Genomic DNA, 16,228 nt, shown 5'->3' with positions numbered 1-16,228 from the left:
CAGCGGCTCAGCGGCTCAGCGGCTCAGCGGCTCAGCGGCTCAGCGGCTCAGCGGCTCAGCGGCTCAGCGGCTCAGCGGCTCAGCGGCTCAGCGGCTCAGCGGCAGCCTACTGGCCTCGTCGGCCGCGAACAGGCCTCGGGCTACTTCTCGCGGTCGTGGTACATCTTCCGCGTGTGTTCGGTGTGTTGCCGCATGACCGCGGTGGCGCGCTGCTCGTCGCGGTCGGCGATCGCGGCGATCAGTTCACGGTGCTCGATCCAGGACTGGCTGCCGCGCTGCCGGGCGATCGGCGTGTAATACCAGCGCACCCGGCGATCCACCTGCCCCGCCAACTCGGCAAGGACCGCGTTACCCGCCAACTCCATGACCTTCGCGTGGAAACGGGCGTTCAGGGCGACCGCGGCGTCCACATCGTCCGCGGCGACCGCGCTCTCACCCTGCGCACACAACTCCTCCAGCACGGCAATACCGGCGCTGCCCGCATTCGCGGCGGCCAGCCGAGCCGCCTCGGCCTCCAACAGCGTCCGCACCGTCAGGAGCTGATCCGCCTCCTCATCGGTCGGCTCGTGCACGAACGCACCCTGCGCAGGCCGCAGATCCACCCACCCCTCGGTGTTCAACCGCTGCAAAGCCTCCCGCACCGGCTGCCGCGACACCCCCAGATGACCCGCCAACTCACTCTCGACAAGATGCTGACCCGGCTGAAGCGCACGCGTCGTGATGAGCTCCAGCAGCGCGCCGTAGACACGGTCGCGCAGTGGACCGGGGCGCTCGAGCCTGGGCACCGTCCCGTACGGCAGTCCTGTCGTCGGCAACATCGCGGTCCCTCCTGTGCAGCGGTCGTCGCTGCGGCTGAGAGCCCATTATGAATTGGTTTTCGCCTACAGTCTACGGCGCACAACCGCCAGGGGCACAGCTCGTACCGGGTCGTAGCAGCAGCTCACGGGCTTGGTGACGTCACGACTCTTGCTGAGCACTCCCTCCATCCTGTAGACAATATCCAGTCGACAAAGTCGGCAGTTCCTCGGTCACCCTCACCGAACGGAGCTTCCACCCATGAAAGTCGCAGTCCTCGGCGCCGGAGCCATCGGTGCCTACGTCGGCGCGGCACTCCACCGCGCCGGTGCCGACGTCCATCTCATCGCCCGCGGTCCGCATCTGGCGGCCATGCGGGAACACGGTGTCCAGGTCCTGAGCCCGCGCGGTGACTTCACCGCCCATGTCCACGCCACCGACGACCCTGCCGAGATCGGCCCGGTCGACTACGTGTTCCTCGGTCTGAAGGCCAACTCGTACGCGGCGTGCGGGCCGCTCATCGAGCCCCTCCTCACCGGCACCACCGCGGTCGTCGCGGCGCAGAACGGCATCCCCTGGTGGTACTTCCACCGGCACGGCGGCCCCCACGAGGGCCACCGCATCGAGAGCGTGGACCCGGGCGGTGCGGTCAGTGCGGTGCTCGCGCCCTCCCGGGCCATCGGATGTGTCGTCTACGCGGCGACCGAACTCGAAGGACCAGGTGTCGTACGGCACCTGGAAGGCACCCGGTTCTCCGTCGGGGAGCCCGACCGCAGCCTCTCACCCCGGTGCCAGGCGTTCAGCGAGGCCATGCAGGCCGGCGGGCTCAAGTGCCCGGTCGAACCGAACCTGCGGGACGACATCTGGCTCAAGCTGCTGGGCAACATCTCCTTCAACCCCATCAGCGCGCTGGCCCGGGCCACCATGCGCCAGATGTGCCTGCACGGCGGCACCCGCAAGGTCATCGAGACCATGATGGCCGAGACCCTCGCGGTCGCCGAGGCCCTCGGCTGCACCGTGGGTGTCTCCATCGAACGCCGTCTGGCCGGCGCCGAGCGCGTCGGCGACCACCGCACCTCCACGCTCCAGGATCTGGAGCGCGGCAAGCCCCTGGAACTCGACGTCCTCCTCACGGCCGTCATCGAGCTGGCGGAGATCACCGGTGTGGACGTGCCCACGCTCCGCACGGTCCACGCCCTCTCCGACCTCCTCGCGATCCGGTCCGCCGCATGACGGAACCGGGCAGTTATGCCATCGGGCCGGGGCCTCTCATCCGGGTCGGCTCGGGACCTCGGATCCGGCCGAACGCCGGCACCGAGGTCCCGGTGGCCCACGCGATCGGCCGGGAGATCATCCGGGCGGGGCTGGTCGACCGGGAGTTCATCGAGCGCTCGACCACCGGCTTCGCGGAGTACAGGCAGCTCGTGGAGCCCTGGACGGTGTCGCTCGCGGTGAAGGTGACGGGCGTACCGGTCGTTGTTCTACGGGAGTTGGCGCAAGCCTGCGCGCGCGGCGAGCCGTTCCAGGCATTTAACGGCACCGAAGACGCGGAGGTCCGCACGCTGATCAACCTGTCGCTGATCAACCTGCGGCTGCTCACCGGCCGCGGTCACGACGATCGGGTGCGGCGTGCGCCCTTCCACCTGGTCCGGCACTCCCCGCCCCTCGACCTGACGGACGAGGAGTATCCGGTCCGGCTCACCAAGGGGTGCCGTATCGCCTCGTACAACACCCGTCTACAGATGGCTGGTTCGGCGCCCTCGCTGCGGCGGGCCGAGTGTGTCGAGCTGAGTCCGGAGGACGCCGAGCGCTACGGCGTGGTGGTCGGCGAGGAGGTGCGGGTCACCACCCGGCGGAGTTCGGTCACGGCGCCGGTTTGGGTGGATCCGGCGCTGCGGCCCGGTCTGGCATTCACGACCAGTCGTCCACTTGACGGAACGGGCGCCAACCAGGGGACGCAGAGGGCCAGTTGTCCGATCGCGGGGGCCGTGGAGTTCGAGGCCGCCGCGATCCGGATCGAGAAGATGCCCGTCGTCGCGGTACGGAGGTGAGACCGGTCGTGGGACGAGTTTCACAACGCCGTCCCTCATCGACTACCTGCGCGGCCACTCCATGAACGTGTACGCGGGAGAACACCGGTTCGCCCTGGAGGCGACGGCCACCCAGGGCTGACCGGTCTCCCCGCATACACGACGGCGGGACCCCGACCGGCGGGGAGCGCCCCCTGCGCCGGCGGGGTCCCGCCTCAGTCGTGTGCTGTCAGCACTTCTCCCGCAGCGAGTGCAGGTACGCGCTGGAGCGGCGGGCGAACGTGAAGGACTCGGCGGGCTGGTCGTGCTCGGTCTGCCAGTGGTGGGCGAGGCGCTCGCCCTTCAGCCGGGTGACGCCGGAGATGAACTTCTGGTAGTCGATGTCGCCGTCGCCGACGTCGGTCATGCGGTAGCCGTAGGTGTTGGCCGGGTCGCTCACCCCGTCCTTGACGTGGAAGAGCGGGTAGCGGTGGGGCTGCCTGAGGACGTAGTTCAGGGGCTCGAATGGTGCGGGGGTGCCGTCGGGGCGCTTGGAGAAGCGGAACTGTCCGGAGTACGCCCAGAAAATGTCCATCTCCAGGAACACCAGGTCGGGGTCGGTCTCCTTGAGCAGCACGTCGTAGAGCCGGACCTTGGGGTCGTCGGTGGCGAAGGAGAACTCCTCGGAGTGGTTGTGCTGGTAGAACTTCATGCCGCGTGCCTTCGCCGCGGCTCCGTAGGTGTTGAACTCCTCGGCGGCGCGCTTCCACGCGTCGACGGTCGAGCCGTAGCGGAAGGGGCCCGAGGCGGTGCCGATGTGCTTGAGGCCGAGGGCCTGGGCGTCGTCGAGGACCTTGGTGAGGTTCTGGGCAAAGGTGTAGGCGTTCGGGTCGTCCGAGTAGTAGCCGACGTGGCTGCCGATCGGGTTCAGGCCGTGGTCGCGGGCCAGGCGCCTGAGCTGGGCGAGGGTGATCGGTCCGGCCGAGCCCTGGGTGTAGCCGGCGAACTCGACCTCGTCGTAGCCGTACTTCTCCAGTTCGGCGAAGACGGGGGCGAAGCCGAGGGTGGAGACCTTGTCGCGGAGGCTGTAGAGCTGGATGCCGAGGCGGCCGGGGGGCAGGACGGGGCGGCCGTGGCCGGTGGCGCCGGTCGCGGTTTCGGTGGCGGCGCCGGCCGGGGACGCCGTGGCGCCCAGCAGCGCGGCGGCGGTGGCGCCCGCGGCCACGCCGAGCATCCCTCGCCTGGTGAGGCGGTGGGTGAGTTCGGGGTCGGGCTGGAACATGCGGCTCATGTCTGGGACTCCTCGGGTTCGAAAGGGCGTTGTCAGTGGTGGGTGCTTCACTGGTGACAGGTCAGGAGAGACCGGCCAGTCGGAGCAGGAGTGACTTCACGTCGGTGGCCGCGATGCGGTCGCCGACGGCGCGGGGGGTGGAGCAGATGAGGAGCGGACCGTCGTCGTCGCTCTCGGGGAGGCGGCCGTGGCTGCCGCGAATAGGTGACGGGTCGAGGGGCACGACCGCCATGCGATAGCGCAGGCCGAGTTTCTTGCGGGCCAGCGCGGTGGCCGCCTTGACCTTGACGTAGGGGTCGAGCGGGTCCATGAAGAGTTCGACCGGGTCGTAGCCGGGTTTGCGGTGGATCTCGACCAGCTGCGCGAAGTCGGGCGCGCGGTCGTCGTCGAGCCAGTAGTAGTACGTGAACCAGGCGTCCGGCTCCGCTATGGCGACGAGTTCGCCGGAGCGGGGATGGTCGAGGTGGTGGGCCTTCTTGCCCTCGTCGTCGAGGAGTTGCTCGATGCCGGGCAGGCCGTCGAGGGCGGCGCGGGTGGCGTCCAGGTCCTCGGGGCGGCGCACGTAGACATGGGCTATCTGGTGGTCGGCGACCGCGAAGGCACGGGACGCCATCGGGTCGAGGTACTCCATGCCGTCCTGTGTGTGCACCTCGAGGAGTCCGGCGCGGCGCAGGGCGCGGTTGATGTCGACGGGCCGGTCCGCGCGGGTGATGCCGTACTCGGACAGCGCGACGACGGTACGGCCTTCCGCGCGGGCGTCGTCCAGGAGCGGGGCCAGTGCCCGGTCCAGGTCGGCGGCGGCCTTCAGGGAGCGTGGGTCGTCGGGGCCGAAGCGTTGCAGGTCGTAGTCGAGGTGGGGGACGTAGCAGAGCGTCAGGTCGGGGTGTCGGGTGCCCATGATGTGGCGGGTCGCGTCGATGATCCACTGGCTGGAGACCAGGTCCGCGCCGGGGCCCCAGAAGTGGAAGAGGGGGAAGGTGCCGAGTGTGTCGGTGAGTTCGTCGTGCAGGGCCGGAGGGCGGGTGTAGCAGTCGGGTTCCTTGCGGCCGTCGGCGTAGTAGACCGGGCGGGGGGTGACGGTGAAGTCGGTGTCGGCGCCCATGGCGTACCACCAGCAGATGTTGGCGACGGTGTAGCCGGGGTGGGCGCGGCGGGCGGCGTCCCAGAGTCTGTCGCCGGCGACCAGACCGTTGTGCTGGCGCCACAGGAGTACGTCGCCGAGCTCGCGGAAGTACCAGCCGTTGCCGACGATGCCGTGCTCCGACGGGTGGGTGCCGGTGAGGAAGGTGGACTGGGCGGCGCAGGTGACGGCGGGCAGCACGGTGCCGAGCGGGGCCCGGCAGCCGGACTGGGCGAGGGCCTTGAGGTGGGGCATGTGGTGGAGGAGACGGGGGGTGAGGCCGACGACGTCGAGCACGAGGAGAGGGGTCGGTCCTGCCTCTCGGGGTGGGTGGCTCATGGCAGCTCCTTGAGGCCGAGGTCCGTCAGCAGGTCGCGCACGAGGGTGAGTTCGGCGGCGATGCCGTCGGCGAGCTGGGGGCGTCCGCGGGGGCGCAGTTCGGGTGGGAGGGCCTGCCAGGTGTAGGTCTCGACCTCCAGGTGGCGGGTGAGCGGGTGCGGGCCGCCGACCAGCCGGGTCAGGGCGGATTTGAGTACGGGGAGCGTGGAGGTGAGGGGTGCGGCGGGGGCCGCGTGGAGCGGGACGTGGAAGTGGGAGCGCCAGGGTGCCCCGTCGGGCAGGGCGTCGCCGGTGAGGGCCTCGCCGAGGTCGTCGGTGCCGCGCAGGCCTGCGGCGGTGGAGGTGCGGGTCTGGTGCAGGAAGCGGGGTTCGTCGAAGGCGGCGAGTGCCTCGCGGACTTCGGGGAGGTGGGGGTGTTCGGCGTGCAGGGCGGCTGAGAGCTGGGTCTTGACGACGGGGACGCGGGCGGCGGTGAGCGCGTCCAGGGCGGTGTTCGGGTCTTCGAAGGAGGTGGCGAGGTGGCAGGTGTCGACGCAGATGCCGATGCGGTCGTGGGCGACAGCGGTCAGCGGGGCGAGGGCGTGAGCGGTGGTCTCGACGACGCAGCCGGGTTCGGGTTCGAGGCCGACGCGGATGGAGCGGCCGGTCAGGTCCTGGAGGGCGTCGAGGCGTTCGGCGAGGGTGAGCAGGGCGGTGCGGGCCTTGTCGGCGCTGCCCTCGTCGTAGCCGGTACGCCAGGCGAGCGGCAGGGTGGAGATGCTGCCCTCGGTGACGTCGTCGGGCAGGAGTCCGGTCAGGACGCGGGCCAGCGCGGTGGTGTGGTCCAGGCGTTCCGGGTCGGTCCAGTCCGGCTTGTAGACGCGGTACTTGACCTCCTCGGCGCCGAAGCCCTCGTAGGGGAAGCCGTTGAGCGTGACGACTTCGAGGCCGCGGCGGTCGAGTTCGCAGCGCAGGTCGCGCAGCGCGGAGGGGTCGCTGACCAGGGCGTGGGCGGCGTCGCGGGCGAGCCAGAGGCCGATGCCGAGGCGGTCGCGGCCGAGGCGGCGGCGGACGGGTTCGCAGTGGTCGCGGAGCTGGGCGAGGACGCCGTCGAGGGTTTCGGCGGGGTGGACGTTGGTGCAGTAGGCGAGGTGGACGGTGGTGCCGTCGGGGTGGCGGAAGCGCATGGCTCACGCCTCCGTCTTCTGGGGGCCCCGGAGGATGGAGTTGCCCTCGTGGGTGGCTTCGGTGGCCGCGATGTCGAGGTCGAGCCGGCCGCTGAGTCCGTAGAAGGCGACCGGGTTGCGCCACAGCACGCGGTCGACGTCGTCCTCGGTGAAGCCCTCGGCGAGCATCAGGTCGCCGACCTTGCGGGTCTTGAGGGGGTCGCTTCGCCCCCAGTCGGCGGCGGAGTTCACCAGGACCTGTTCGGGGCCGTACGCGCGCAGGATCGCGACCATCCGTTCCTCGTCCATCTTGGTGTCGGGATAGACGGAGAAGCCGAGCCAGCAGCCGCTGTCCTTGGCCTCCTTGACGGTGGTCTCGTTGAGGTGGTCGACCAGGACCCTCTCCGTCGGCAAGGCGGACTCGCGGACGACGTCCAGGGTGCGGCGCAGGCCGGCGAGCTTGTCGCGGTGCGGGGTGTGGACGAGCGCGGGCAGCTGGTGGTCGGCGGCGAGCTGGAGCTGGGCGGCGAGGGCGGTGTCCTCGGCGGGGGTCATGGAGTCGTAGCCGATCTCGCCGACGGCGACGACCTGGTCCTTGACGAGATACCGGGGCAGTTCGTCGAGGACCGGGAGGCAGCGCGGGTCGTTGGCCTCCTTGGGGTTGAGAGCGAGGGTGCAGTGGTGGGCGATGCCGTACTGGGCGGCGCGGAAGGGTTCCCAGCCCAGCAGGGAGTCGAAGTAGTCGAGGAAGGAGGCGGGAGAGGTGCGGGGCTGGCCGAGCCAGAAGGCCGGTTCGACGACGGCGCGGACGCCGGCGGTGTACATGGCCTGGTAGTCGTCGGTGGTCCGTGACGTCATGTGGATGTGGGGGTCGAAGATACGCATCAGGACTCCTTGCCGTGGGTGCCTTCCGCGCGGTTCGGGCCGTGGTCGGCGGCCGGCGCGGGTGGGGTGGCCGTGGGGTCGGTCAGGGTCAGGACACGGTGCAGGTCCTCGGGCACGGGGCGGCCCGCGGCGGTGCGTTCGGCGGCGTAGTCGCCGAGCATGCGGGCGAGTTCGGCGTCCGCGCGGGCCCGCCGGTCCAGGTCGGCCACCTCGGCGACGGGTACGCCGGTGAACAGGCACTTGAGGACGGCGTGGCGCCAGTGGTGGGCGTCGAGGTGGCGGGCGGCGTAGGGGCCGACGGCGGCGGCCAGGAGGCGTGTGTCGTTGGTGCGTAGGGCGTCCTCGATGAGCGGGAGGGCCTCTGGTCCGGGCACCAGGTGGGGCAGGGCGTGCAGGACGGCGCGGCGTTCGGCGGCGGTGCCCTGGGCGTAGACCCGGGTCAGGGCGTCGGTGTCGGCGCGGGCCGCGTGCAGGATCAGGATGCGGGCGGCGTCGGCGTGTTCGGGTCCGCAGCGGCGTCCGGCCTCGGCGAGGCGCAGCTCCCACACGGAGATGGGGCCGTGGGCGCCGGGGTGTGCGGCGGCCTCTTCGAGGGCCTGGTCGAGCCAGGCGCGGGCGGCTTCGCCGAGGTGTTCGGCGAGGTGGCTGTGCAGGTCGTGCAGCGGGGTTCGGGCGAGGGTGGTGCCCTGGGTGTCCGCCGCGGGGGTTGCCTGGTGGGCGTGGGAGTGGGTCATGGGGTGCTTCCTTGCGAGAGCGCCACTGCCTGCTGGAGGAACGGGAGGGAGAGTTCGGCGAAGTGGGGGCCCGCGTGGGAGTGGCGGGGCAGTTCGACGACCGTCAGGCCCTGGTAGCCGGTGTCGGCCAGAGCGGCGAGGACCGGTGGGAAGCCGATGTCGCCGTCGCCGAAGGGGAGGTGTTCGTGGACGCCTCGGCGCATGTCCTCGATCTGGACGTGGCGCAGCCAGGGCCCCGCGGCGCTTACGCAGTCGGCGGGTGGCAGGGGTTCGAGGCACTGGCAGTGCCCGATGTCGAGGGTCAGGCCGAGGGCCTGCGGGTCGCCGAGGGTGGTGCGGAGGTGGTGGAAGTCGGCGAGGGTGGCGAGGAGGTGGCCCGGTTCGGGCTCGACGGCGAGGGGGACGCCTGCGGTGGTGGCGGTGTCCAGGACGGGGGCGAGGGCCTCGGCCAGGCGTTTCCACGCCGTGTCCGGGTCCGTGCCCGGCGGGGTGATGCCGCTGAAGCAGTGCAGGGCGTGCGCGCCGAGGTCGGCGGCGACCTGGACGGCCCGGACCAGCAGGTCGACACGGCGGGCGCGGTCGTCCGGGTCGGCGTCGAGCAGCGAAGGTCCGTGCTTGCGCCGCGGGTCGAGCACATAGCGGGCGCCCGTCTCGACGGTCACCGTCAGCCCGAGTGCCTCCAGTCGGCGCGCGAGGCGGCGGGTGCGGGCGGCCAGGTCCGGGGCGAGGGGGTCCAGGTGCATGTGGTCGAGGGTCAGACCAACACCGTCGTACCCGAGGTCGGCGAGCAGGTCCAGGGCGTCGTCCAGGCGGAGGTCCGCGAGACCGTTGGTGCCGTAGCCGAAGCGGAGTCGGTTGGCGCCGGGTGCTGAAGCGGGTGTGGGTGGGGCGAGGGGGGCCGCCATGGCACCGTGGGCCCGATTGGACCGGGGTCGGGCAGCGGGGTCGGTCACGTCTGCACCGGGGCTTCGAGGGTGCCAAGTTGAAGCGACCGGGCTCGTCATGGCACCGGATGCCGGGGTGGACCCGGTCCGGGCAATGGGGTCGGTCTTGTCTGCGTCGGGGGTTCGAGGGGGCCAAGTTGAAGCGACCGGGCTCGTCACGGCGCCGGGTGCCGGGGTGGACCCGGTCCGGGCAACGGGGTCGGTCGTGTCTGCGTCGAGGCTTCGAGGGGGTCCACTCGAAGGAGCGGAACCGCTCATGTCGCCGCCCGAACCCGCCGGGAGCCAGGGCCCAGCAGCCGGGTCGGTCACCTCCTCACCAGGACCCCGAGAGGGCCGAGGCGAAGCAACCCGGCCCGGCATGGCGCCTGAGCCCGGAGCGAGCCAGGAATGAGCAACGGGTTCAGGCACCTCTGCGCCGGGGCTTCGAGGGGCCCGACTCGAAACAGCGGGGCCGCTCATGTCGCCGCCCGAACCCGCCGGGAGCCAGGGCCCAGCAGCGGGTTCGGTCACGTCCTCACCGGCGCCCTGAGGGGACCGAGTTGGAGCAACCGGGCCGGTCATGGAGCCCTCCGAGCCCGGAACAGGGTGGCGTGGAGCATGGGGATCGGTCATGTGACGCTCACCTTTCTCGCGAAGCGGCCGGCCAGGGGGGCGAGGGCGGTGGTGAGCAGGGCTGTGACGGTCGCGCCCTTCGTGCCGGAGCGGGTGGCGAGGGCTGCCTGGAGGGGGATCGTGGCTCGGATGCCGGCGGTGACGGCTCGCTGGGTAAGCGGGGGTGAGGGGTTGAGGGTGGCGTGGAAGTAGGGACGGGCGGCTGTGGTCGCGTAGACGGCGCCGAGGGCGAGGCGCAGGGCGGCGTGCGTGTCGAGGCGGTGGCGGTGGGGACCCGGCCTGGGAATGTGATCACCGGCCTGGCGCAGGGGGCGTGGAAGGCGGGCCGCCAGGTCTGCCAGGTGCGGCAGATTGCGCGACCCGACAGCGCGCTGCCGGGTCACCGTCCACGTCAGTGCGGCCGTCGCCGCGAGCGCTGCGAAGGGGGCCAGGGGGGCGCCGCCCTGGGCTTCCCGGCGGGACACCAGCGTGACCGCGAGGGTGTGGGTGCCGAGAAGGGCGGCGGAGGGCAGCGCGCTGCGAATACCGGGGAAGGTGGCGGAGGAGGACGTCGCACGGAAGCCGAGGAGATCGGCAGGCGGCGGATCGCGGCGGATGCCCGGCACAGTACCGGCCGCGCCGAACCTCCGGCCCACGGCACCCGCGCCGACCATCCGGCGCACCCCGACGCCACCAGCCCCACCCCTCTCACCCCCGGCGCTCGCCGCCGCCCCGAGCAGCAGGTCCAGTCCTCGTGCTGTGGCCATGGCGAACGGTCCTGCCGGGGTGTCCTTCAGGGCCAGGTCGTACGCCCAGACGGTGGCAGCGAGGGGCACCGCGACCGTGAGGGCGGGGCGGCCCGCGCAGGCCGCCAGGGTGACGCCCGCGCCGGTGAGGGCACAGGCCGCGCCGAGGACCGCCGCGGGGCGGATGCGGCCGGAAGGCAGGGGGCGGTGGGGGCGTTCCACGGCGTCCACGTCGCGGTCGGCCCAGTCGTTGAGGGCCATGCCGGCCTCGTAGAGGCAGAGAGAGGAGGCGATGGCGAGGAGGGTGCGGGGAGTGGGCCGTGCGGAGGCCGCCGCCGCTCCGGCGAGGGCGTCGCCGGGGACCGTGAACAGGGCGGGGAGGCGCAGGAGTTCAGCCCAGGCGTAGGCATGTCCACCGTGGAGAGGGGCCTTCACCGCCGCTCCTCCCCCGGACGACCGTCGGCGTGGCTGCACGCGCCGCCATCGGCGGGCTCCGCCCGGAGCCGTTCCGCGAATCGCACCAGCTCCGCGTACTGCTCCCCCAGTCCCGCAGGCCCCTGCCCCACCGGGTCCTTGAAGTAGAAGCCCAGTTCGCCGAGTGGACCGGACAGCCCCCTCTCGTGGGCGCGCGCGGCCAGGCGGGCCAGGTCGAGTACGAGAGGTGCGGCCAGGGAGGAGTCGCAGCCCTGCCAGGTGGTCTGGAGGATCATGCGGGTGCCGAGGAAGCCGTCGAAGGCGATGTGGTCCCAGGCGGTCTTCCAGTCGCCGAGGGCGGGGACGTCGTCGATGTGGACCTCGCCCTCGGGGGTGGTGGCGAGGGTGTCGGCCAGGACGCGCTCCTTGCCGGCGTTCTTGGCCGCGGCGGCCGCGGGGTCGGCGAGGGAGGCACCGTCACCGCCGCCGAGGAGGTTCGTGCCGGACCAGGCCCGGACCGTGAGGGCCCGTTGGGTGAACATCGGGCCCAGGACGGACCGGAGCAGGGTCTGGCCGGTCTTGCCGTCACGGCCCGCGTAGGGCAGCCCTGAGGAGTGGGCCGGTTCGGCGAGAGCGGGGTGGTGCAGGCCGGTGGAGGGCGTGAAGTTCACGTACGCGCAGCCCGCCCGCAGGGCCGCCGCGGCGTAGAGGGAGCTGGGGGGCAGGGCGGCGCCGGTGGGGGCGGGCTCCGTGGAGGCCACGTTCACCACGACCGCGCGGGTCAGCCGGCACCGTCGTACGAAGGACCGTATGTCCGCGGCGAAAGCGGTGATCAGCTCGTCCTCGGTCCTGGTGTCGCCGGGGAGGGGGCCGCCCGGCAGGATCTCCCGTTCGGCGGCGGCGAGTTCGGCGCTCACCGCGGTCGGCAGGCCGTGGGGCAGGACACCGCCCGCCGCCAGGGCCTCCGCCCGTTTGGGCAGGGGGCAGTCCAGCGTGTCGTGGCCGCCGAAGACCAGGGAGGACAGGGTGGGCAGGCCGCTCTCGACGAAGGGCGGGGTCTCGGTGATCAGGCCCGTCGGCGGGTGCAGGCCCGCGGTCATGGCGGCGCAGCCCGCGACGACCGTCGTGGCGACGGAACCGCGGGCCCCGATCAGCCAGACACCTACGCGCGGTACGGAATCGGACGCGGACATGGGCAGCCTCCTTGTCGAACACGTGGGTGCGCAGATGCTGCGGAGAAGGGACGAAGACGGCGGGCGGGGGTCCGGCGTCCCCCGCCCGCCGCCGCTCAGTCGCCCTGCGGGGCCACGGTCGACGAGGCCTTCGCGGGCAGTTCCCTGATCCGGATGTCGCGGAACGACACCTGGTCGTCCACTCCGTGGTTCTGGATGCCGACATGCCCGTCACGCAGGCTGCGGGCCGGATCGGTGTTGGTGAAATCGTTGATCTTCACGCCGTTGAGCCAGACGCGGAGGCGTTCGCCCTCCACGCGGATCTCGTACGTGTTCCACTCCCCCGGCGGGTTCAGCGCACGGTCGCGCTTGTCCAGGTCGGCGGACCGGAAGCCGTAGACGGACCCTGTCGTCTTCTCGGGTACGTCCGTGGCGTCGATCTGGATCTCGTAGCCGTTGTCCACGGCGGACCAGGGGTCGTCCGAGGGCGGGAAGCCCACGAAGACACCGGAGTTGTCGTCCCCCGAGGCGCTCGCCATCTTCCAGTCGAGCTTCAGGGAGTACGCCCCGAAGCCCTGTCCGGAACCGGCGTACCAGAGCATCCCCATGCCGCCGGACGACGTGAGGGTGCCGTCGTCGGACCGGGTGAAGGAGCCCGGGCCGGCCTGTTTCCAGTCGGCCAGGGACTCGGCGGTGCCGTCGAAGAGCGGACGGTAGCCGTTCTCCGGTCGGCAGTCAGCCTGTGCCTCGCCGATCGCATACCGGATCCCGCCCAGCAGATGGCTGCGGAATGCCGGATCCGCGTACGACTCCTTGGTGTGGCCGAAGCCGGTGTAGAAGGCGCGGCCGCCCTGGTAGTCCTGGCACCAGGCGATGGGATGGTCGCCGTTCATCGTGCCGCCGGTGTACGACGACTCGTCGAGGGAGGCCAGGACGTGGACCCGGTCGCGGGGATTGGAGCGGTAGTTGTACCACTCGTCGGTGCGGTTCCACCTCGGGGACAGCTCTGACGTGGACGGGTGGGCCCGGTCCTCGACCACCACGGTGGCGGGCTGGATCGCCGGGTGCGACTGGAAGTACGCTCCGGCGAGGCCGCCGTAGAACGCCCAGTCGTACTCGGTGTCGGCGGCCGCGTGGATGCCGACGTATCCCCCGCCGTGCCGGATGTAGCCCTCGAACGCGCGCTGCTGGGCGGGGTCGAGGACGTCTCCGGTGGTGGAGAGGAAGACGACGGCGTCGTAGCGACGCAGGTTGCGCGCCGTGAACGCGGCCGCGTCCTCCGTCGCGTCGACCGAGAACCCGGCGTCGGCGCCCAGTTCCCGTACCGCCGCGATCCCTTCGGGGATGGAGTCGTGCCGGAAGCCGGCCGTCTTGGAGAACACCAGCACCCGTTCGGTGTCCGCGGAGTGTGACACGGCAGGTTGGGAGAGGCAGCCGAGGAGCAGGGCGGCGCCCACAACTGCCGTCGTCCATCGTGCGGTTGTGTTCATACGAGCCCCTCCTCTCAGCCGGTCGTGAAGGTGAAGTCGTCCACGTCGAACAGCGCCCCGGTGCCGCTGCCCTTGAAGACCAGGTAGAGCGTGGTGGTGCCCCTCGGGGCGCGGGACAGGGTGGCGGTGACGTCCTGGAAGGTCTCCCAGCCGCCGGTCACCGGCACGGTCGCCTTGCCGAGGAGGGTGCCGGTCGCGGACCCCGCGCGGATCTCGAGCGTGCCGCCGGCGCCGCCCGAAGAGACGTGTGCGGTGACGGACTTGGCGTTGCTCAGGACGTAGGGCGTGAAGGCGATCCAGTCGCCGTTGTTGATGTCGCCGACGGTGTTGCCGCCGTGTGCCGTGTCCTTGGCGATGACCGACACGCCCGAGCTGGTGCCGAAGTGCTCGGCCTGGCGGTGCCTGGGCTGGAGGACGCTCTGGTCGTGCGTGGTCAGCGGGGCCTGGCCGCCGCCACCGTTGTCGGTGTACTCGGCGTTTATCACGCCGAAGATGTTGGCGTCCTCGTCGTGGCCGCCGTCGGCGCTGGTCTGGAGGGTGCCGGTGCAGCCGTTGGCGGAGGTGACGGGGTGGCCGTGGCTGTCGTGGCCGAGGACGAAGGTGACCTTGACCTTGGCGCAGTCGATGGACTTGCCGTCCTCGCGGTCGCTCACCCGCACCTTGAAGGGGATCGCGTCACCGAAGCTGAACAGCTGGCCGTCCTGCGGGAGTTCGAGGGTCACCTTGGGCGCGGTGTTCCCGACGACGATCTGCACGCTGGCGCTGCCGGTGCGGCCGCCGGCGTCCTTGGCGGTCAGGGTCGCGGTGTAGGTGCCGTTCTTCTTGTACGTGTGGGACGGGTTGGCCGCCGTGGACGTGCCGCCGTCGCCGAAGTCCCAGCTGTAGGTGAGGGCGTCGCCGTCCTGGTCGCTGGTGCCCTCCGAGGAGAACCGCACGCGCAGTGGCGCCTGTCCGGAGGTACGGTCGGCCGCCGCCTGGGCGACCGGCGAGTGGCCGTCGGTGGCGTTCTCGATGCGGTACAGGGCGGAGTTCTCGTCGCCGCCGAACCAGGAGACGCCGTAGTCGAGGACGTACAGCGCGCCGTCGGGGCCGAACGCCATGTCCATCACCTGGGTGCCGGTCCACGGGATGTCGTTGATCGACTGGACGGTCCCGTTGTCGTCGCTGGTGATGCGCTTGATCCAGCGGCGGCCGAACTCCCCGGCGAAGAAGTCGCCGTCGTAGGCCTCGGGGAACTTCACGGGTGAGTCGAGCGCGGGATCGTAGTGGTAGACGGGGCCGCCCATCGGGGACTCGGAGCCGGTGCCGAACTCCGGTACGGAGCCGCCGTCGTAGGGGATCCAGGCGGCCTGCGCCGGGGGAAGGTCGGCGAGGCCGGTGTTGTGCGGGGAGTTGTTCTTCGGGGCGGCGCAGTCGAAGGAGGCGCCCGACGTGCCGGTCGCGAAGTCGTAGTCGACGTAGGCGTCGTTGTCGCCGGTGCAGTACGGCCATCCGAAGTTTCCTGGGCCGGTCACGCGGGCGAACTCGACCTGGCCGGCCGGGCCGCGAGCGGGGTCGGCGGCGCCGGCGTCGGGGCCGTAGTCGCCGACGTAGACGATGCCGGTCTGCTTGTCGACGCTGAAGCGGAACGGGTTGCGGAAGCCCATGGCGTAGATCTCGGGCCGGGTCTTCTCCGTGCCGGGCGTGAAGAGGTTGCCGTCGGGGATGGCGTACGTGCCGTCGGCGTTGACCTTGATGCGCAGGATCTTGCCGCGCAGGTCGTTGGTGTTGCCGGCGGTGCGCTGGGCGTCGAAGGCCGGGTTGCGGTTCGCGCGTTCGTCGATGGGGGTGAACCCGTCGGACTGGAAGGGGTTGGAGTCGTCGCCCGTCGACAGGTAGAGGTTGCCGGCCGCGTCGAAGTCGATGTCGCCGCCGACGTGGCAGCAGATGCCGCGGGTGGCGGGGATGTCGATGATCTTCTTCTCGCTGGCGGCGTCGAGGGTGCCGTCGGTCTTCAGGACGAACCGGGAGAGCCGGTTGACACCGTCGAAGGGGGCGAAGTCGGCCGCGGTGCCGGTCTCCGGGGCGTCGCCGGGCGGGGTGTTCAAGGGGGGTGCGTAGTACAGGTAGATGAAGCGGTTGGTGGTGAACTGCGGGTCCACACCGACGCCTTGGAGGCCCTCCTCGTCGTGGGAGTAGACGTCCAGCTTGCCGGCGAGGCGGGTGGTGCCGGCCGCGTCGGTGATGCGGAGTTCGCCGTCGCGCGAGGTGTGCAGGACCGAGCGGTCCGGGAGGACGGCGAGCGACATGGGCTCGCCGACCTCCGGCTCGCCCTTGGCGAGGGTGACCTGCTGGAAGTCCTCGGCGGCGGCCGCGGTGGCGGCTCCCTCACCGGCGACGGCTGCGCCGGCCTGGGGAGCGGCGAGGGTGAGGGAGGCGCCTGCCAGCAGGAAGCCGGTGAGCAGGGCAGCCGCTCTGCGCCAGGGGGCGCGTCGTCTGTGGGTCTCGATTCTGTCGGTAGGGGTGGTGCGGTCTTTCCCGTGCACGGATGCCTCCAGAAAGGGGCCGGTCGTA

12 protein-coding genes and 1 pseudogene are annotated in these 16,228 nt (G+C 71.5%); 2 read left to right on the top strand and 11 right to left on the bottom strand.

The window, feature by feature from the left end; all coding sequences use genetic code 11:
* Positions 1–140: 140 nt before the first annotated feature.
* Positions 141–815 (bottom strand): GntR family transcriptional regulator, encoded by a 675-nt coding sequence (locus tag ABZT06_RS45505; protein ID WP_355754659.1) that lies wholly within the window; start codon positions 813–815, stop codon positions 141–143.
* A 241-nt stretch (positions 816–1,056) separates the two neighbouring features.
* Here ABZT06_RS45505 and ABZT06_RS45500 point away from each other — a divergent pair, with 241 nt between their 5' ends.
* Both ABZT06_RS45500 and ABZT06_RS45495 read left to right on the top strand, forming a co-directional pair.
* Positions 1,057–2,028, top strand: coding sequence for a 2-dehydropantoate 2-reductase (locus tag ABZT06_RS45500; RefSeq protein WP_355754648.1), 972 nt, complete (start codon positions 1,057–1,059; stop codon positions 2,026–2,028).
* Between the two features lie 71 nt (positions 2,029–2,099).
* Positions 2,100–2,846: pseudogene (locus tag ABZT06_RS45495) on the top strand (molybdopterin dinucleotide binding domain-containing protein); the annotation flags it as partial.
* Between the two features lie 208 nt (positions 2,847–3,054).
* Here the strand turns inward: ABZT06_RS45495 and ABZT06_RS45490 are convergent.
* The 10 genes from ABZT06_RS45490 to ABZT06_RS45445 form a co-directional block, all read right to left on the bottom strand.
* On the bottom strand, positions 3,055–4,095 hold the full coding sequence (locus ABZT06_RS45490) for a sugar phosphate isomerase/epimerase (RefSeq protein WP_355754646.1): 1,041 nt from the start codon (positions 4,093–4,095) through the stop codon (positions 3,055–3,057).
* Between the two features lie 61 nt (positions 4,096–4,156).
* A complete protein-coding gene (locus ABZT06_RS45485; protein ID WP_355754644.1) occupies positions 4,157–5,554 on the bottom strand; it encodes a nucleotide pyrophosphatase/phosphodiesterase family protein in 1,398 nt (465 codons plus the stop codon).
* Positions 5,551–6,720 carry a metabolite traffic protein EboE gene (gene eboE / locus ABZT06_RS45480; protein ID WP_355754642.1) on the bottom strand — a complete coding sequence of 390 codons (1,170 nt, stop codon included), beginning with the start codon at positions 6,718–6,720 and terminating at the stop codon, positions 5,551–5,553. Before eboE ends, ABZT06_RS45485 begins: the two co-directional genes overlap by 4 nt.
* A gap of 3 nt (positions 6,721–6,723) precedes the next feature.
* The gene (locus ABZT06_RS45475) at positions 6,724–7,584 is read right to left on the bottom strand and encodes a TatD family hydrolase (protein ID WP_355754640.1); all 861 of its coding nucleotides are present in this window, start codon (positions 7,582–7,584) and stop codon (positions 6,724–6,726) included.
* Entirely contained in the window at positions 7,584–8,318 is a 735-nt protein-coding gene (locus ABZT06_RS45470) for an EboA domain-containing protein (protein ID WP_355754637.1), read from the bottom strand. Before ABZT06_RS45470 ends, ABZT06_RS45475 begins: the two co-directional genes overlap by 1 nt.
* Positions 8,315–9,223 (bottom strand): sugar phosphate isomerase/epimerase family protein, encoded by a 909-nt coding sequence (locus ABZT06_RS45465; RefSeq protein WP_355754634.1) that lies wholly within the window; start codon positions 9,221–9,223, stop codon positions 8,315–8,317. The genes ABZT06_RS45470 and ABZT06_RS45465 overlap by 4 nt, the downstream gene beginning before the upstream one ends.
* A gap of 647 nt (positions 9,224–9,870) precedes the next feature.
* Positions 9,871–11,034, bottom strand: coding sequence for an SCO3242 family prenyltransferase (locus ABZT06_RS45460; protein WP_355754632.1), 1,164 nt, complete (start codon positions 11,032–11,034; stop codon positions 9,871–9,873).
* Entirely contained in the window at positions 11,031–12,206 is a 1,176-nt protein-coding gene (locus ABZT06_RS45455) for an inositol-3-phosphate synthase (protein ID WP_355754629.1), read from the bottom strand. The genes ABZT06_RS45460 and ABZT06_RS45455 overlap by 4 nt, the downstream gene beginning before the upstream one ends.
* 95 nt (positions 12,207–12,301) lie before the next feature.
* Complete coding sequence (locus ABZT06_RS45450) at positions 12,302–13,675, bottom strand: ThuA domain-containing protein (protein ID WP_355754626.1); 1,374 nt, start codon at positions 13,673–13,675, stop codon at positions 12,302–12,304.
* A gap of 14 nt (positions 13,676–13,689) precedes the next feature.
* The gene (locus ABZT06_RS45445) at positions 13,690–16,200 is read right to left on the bottom strand and encodes a PQQ-dependent sugar dehydrogenase (protein ID WP_355754657.1); all 2,511 of its coding nucleotides are present in this window, start codon (positions 16,198–16,200) and stop codon (positions 13,690–13,692) included.
* Between the last annotated feature and the right edge of the window lie 28 nt (positions 16,201–16,228).

It is taken from the genome of Streptomyces sp. NPDC005483 (assembly GCF_040606035.1).
Lineage (GTDB): Bacteria > Actinomycetota > Actinomycetes > Streptomycetales > Streptomycetaceae > Streptomyces.
Note: the sequence above shows the minus strand (reverse complement) of the source record. Positions and strands in the feature narration are given on the sequence as shown.

Excerpts from the sequence above, each read along its gene's own strand:
- ABZT06_RS45470 (WP_355754637.1), bottom strand. The coding sequence starts at position 8,318 with ATGACCCACTCCCACGCCCACCAGGCAACCCCCGCGGCGGACACCCAG.
- eboE (WP_355754642.1), bottom strand. The coding sequence starts at position 6,720 with ATGCGCTTCCGCCACCCCGACGGCACCACCGTCCACCTCGCCTACTGC.
- ABZT06_RS45500 (WP_355754648.1), top strand. The coding sequence starts at position 1,057 with ATGAAAGTCGCAGTCCTCGGCGCCGGAGCCATCGGTGCCTACGTCGGC.
- ABZT06_RS45475 (WP_355754640.1), bottom strand. The coding sequence starts at position 7,584 with ATGCGTATCTTCGACCCCCACATCCACATGACGTCACGGACCACCGAC.
- ABZT06_RS45490 (WP_355754646.1), bottom strand. The coding sequence starts at position 4,095 with ATGAGCCGCATGTTCCAGCCCGACCCCGAACTCACCCACCGCCTCACC.
- ABZT06_RS45485 (WP_355754644.1), bottom strand. The coding sequence starts at position 5,554 with ATGAGCCACCCACCCCGAGAGGCAGGACCGACCCCTCTCCTCGTGCTC.
- ABZT06_RS45455 (WP_355754629.1), bottom strand. The coding sequence starts at position 12,206 with ATGTCCGCGTCCGATTCCGTACCGCGCGTAGGTGTCTGGCTGATCGGG.
- ABZT06_RS45465 (WP_355754634.1), bottom strand. The coding sequence starts at position 9,223 with ATGGCGGCCCCCCTCGCCCCACCCACACCCGCTTCAGCACCCGGCGCC.
- ABZT06_RS45450 (WP_355754626.1), bottom strand. The coding sequence starts at position 13,675 with ATGAACACAACCGCACGATGGACGACGGCAGTTGTGGGCGCCGCCCTG.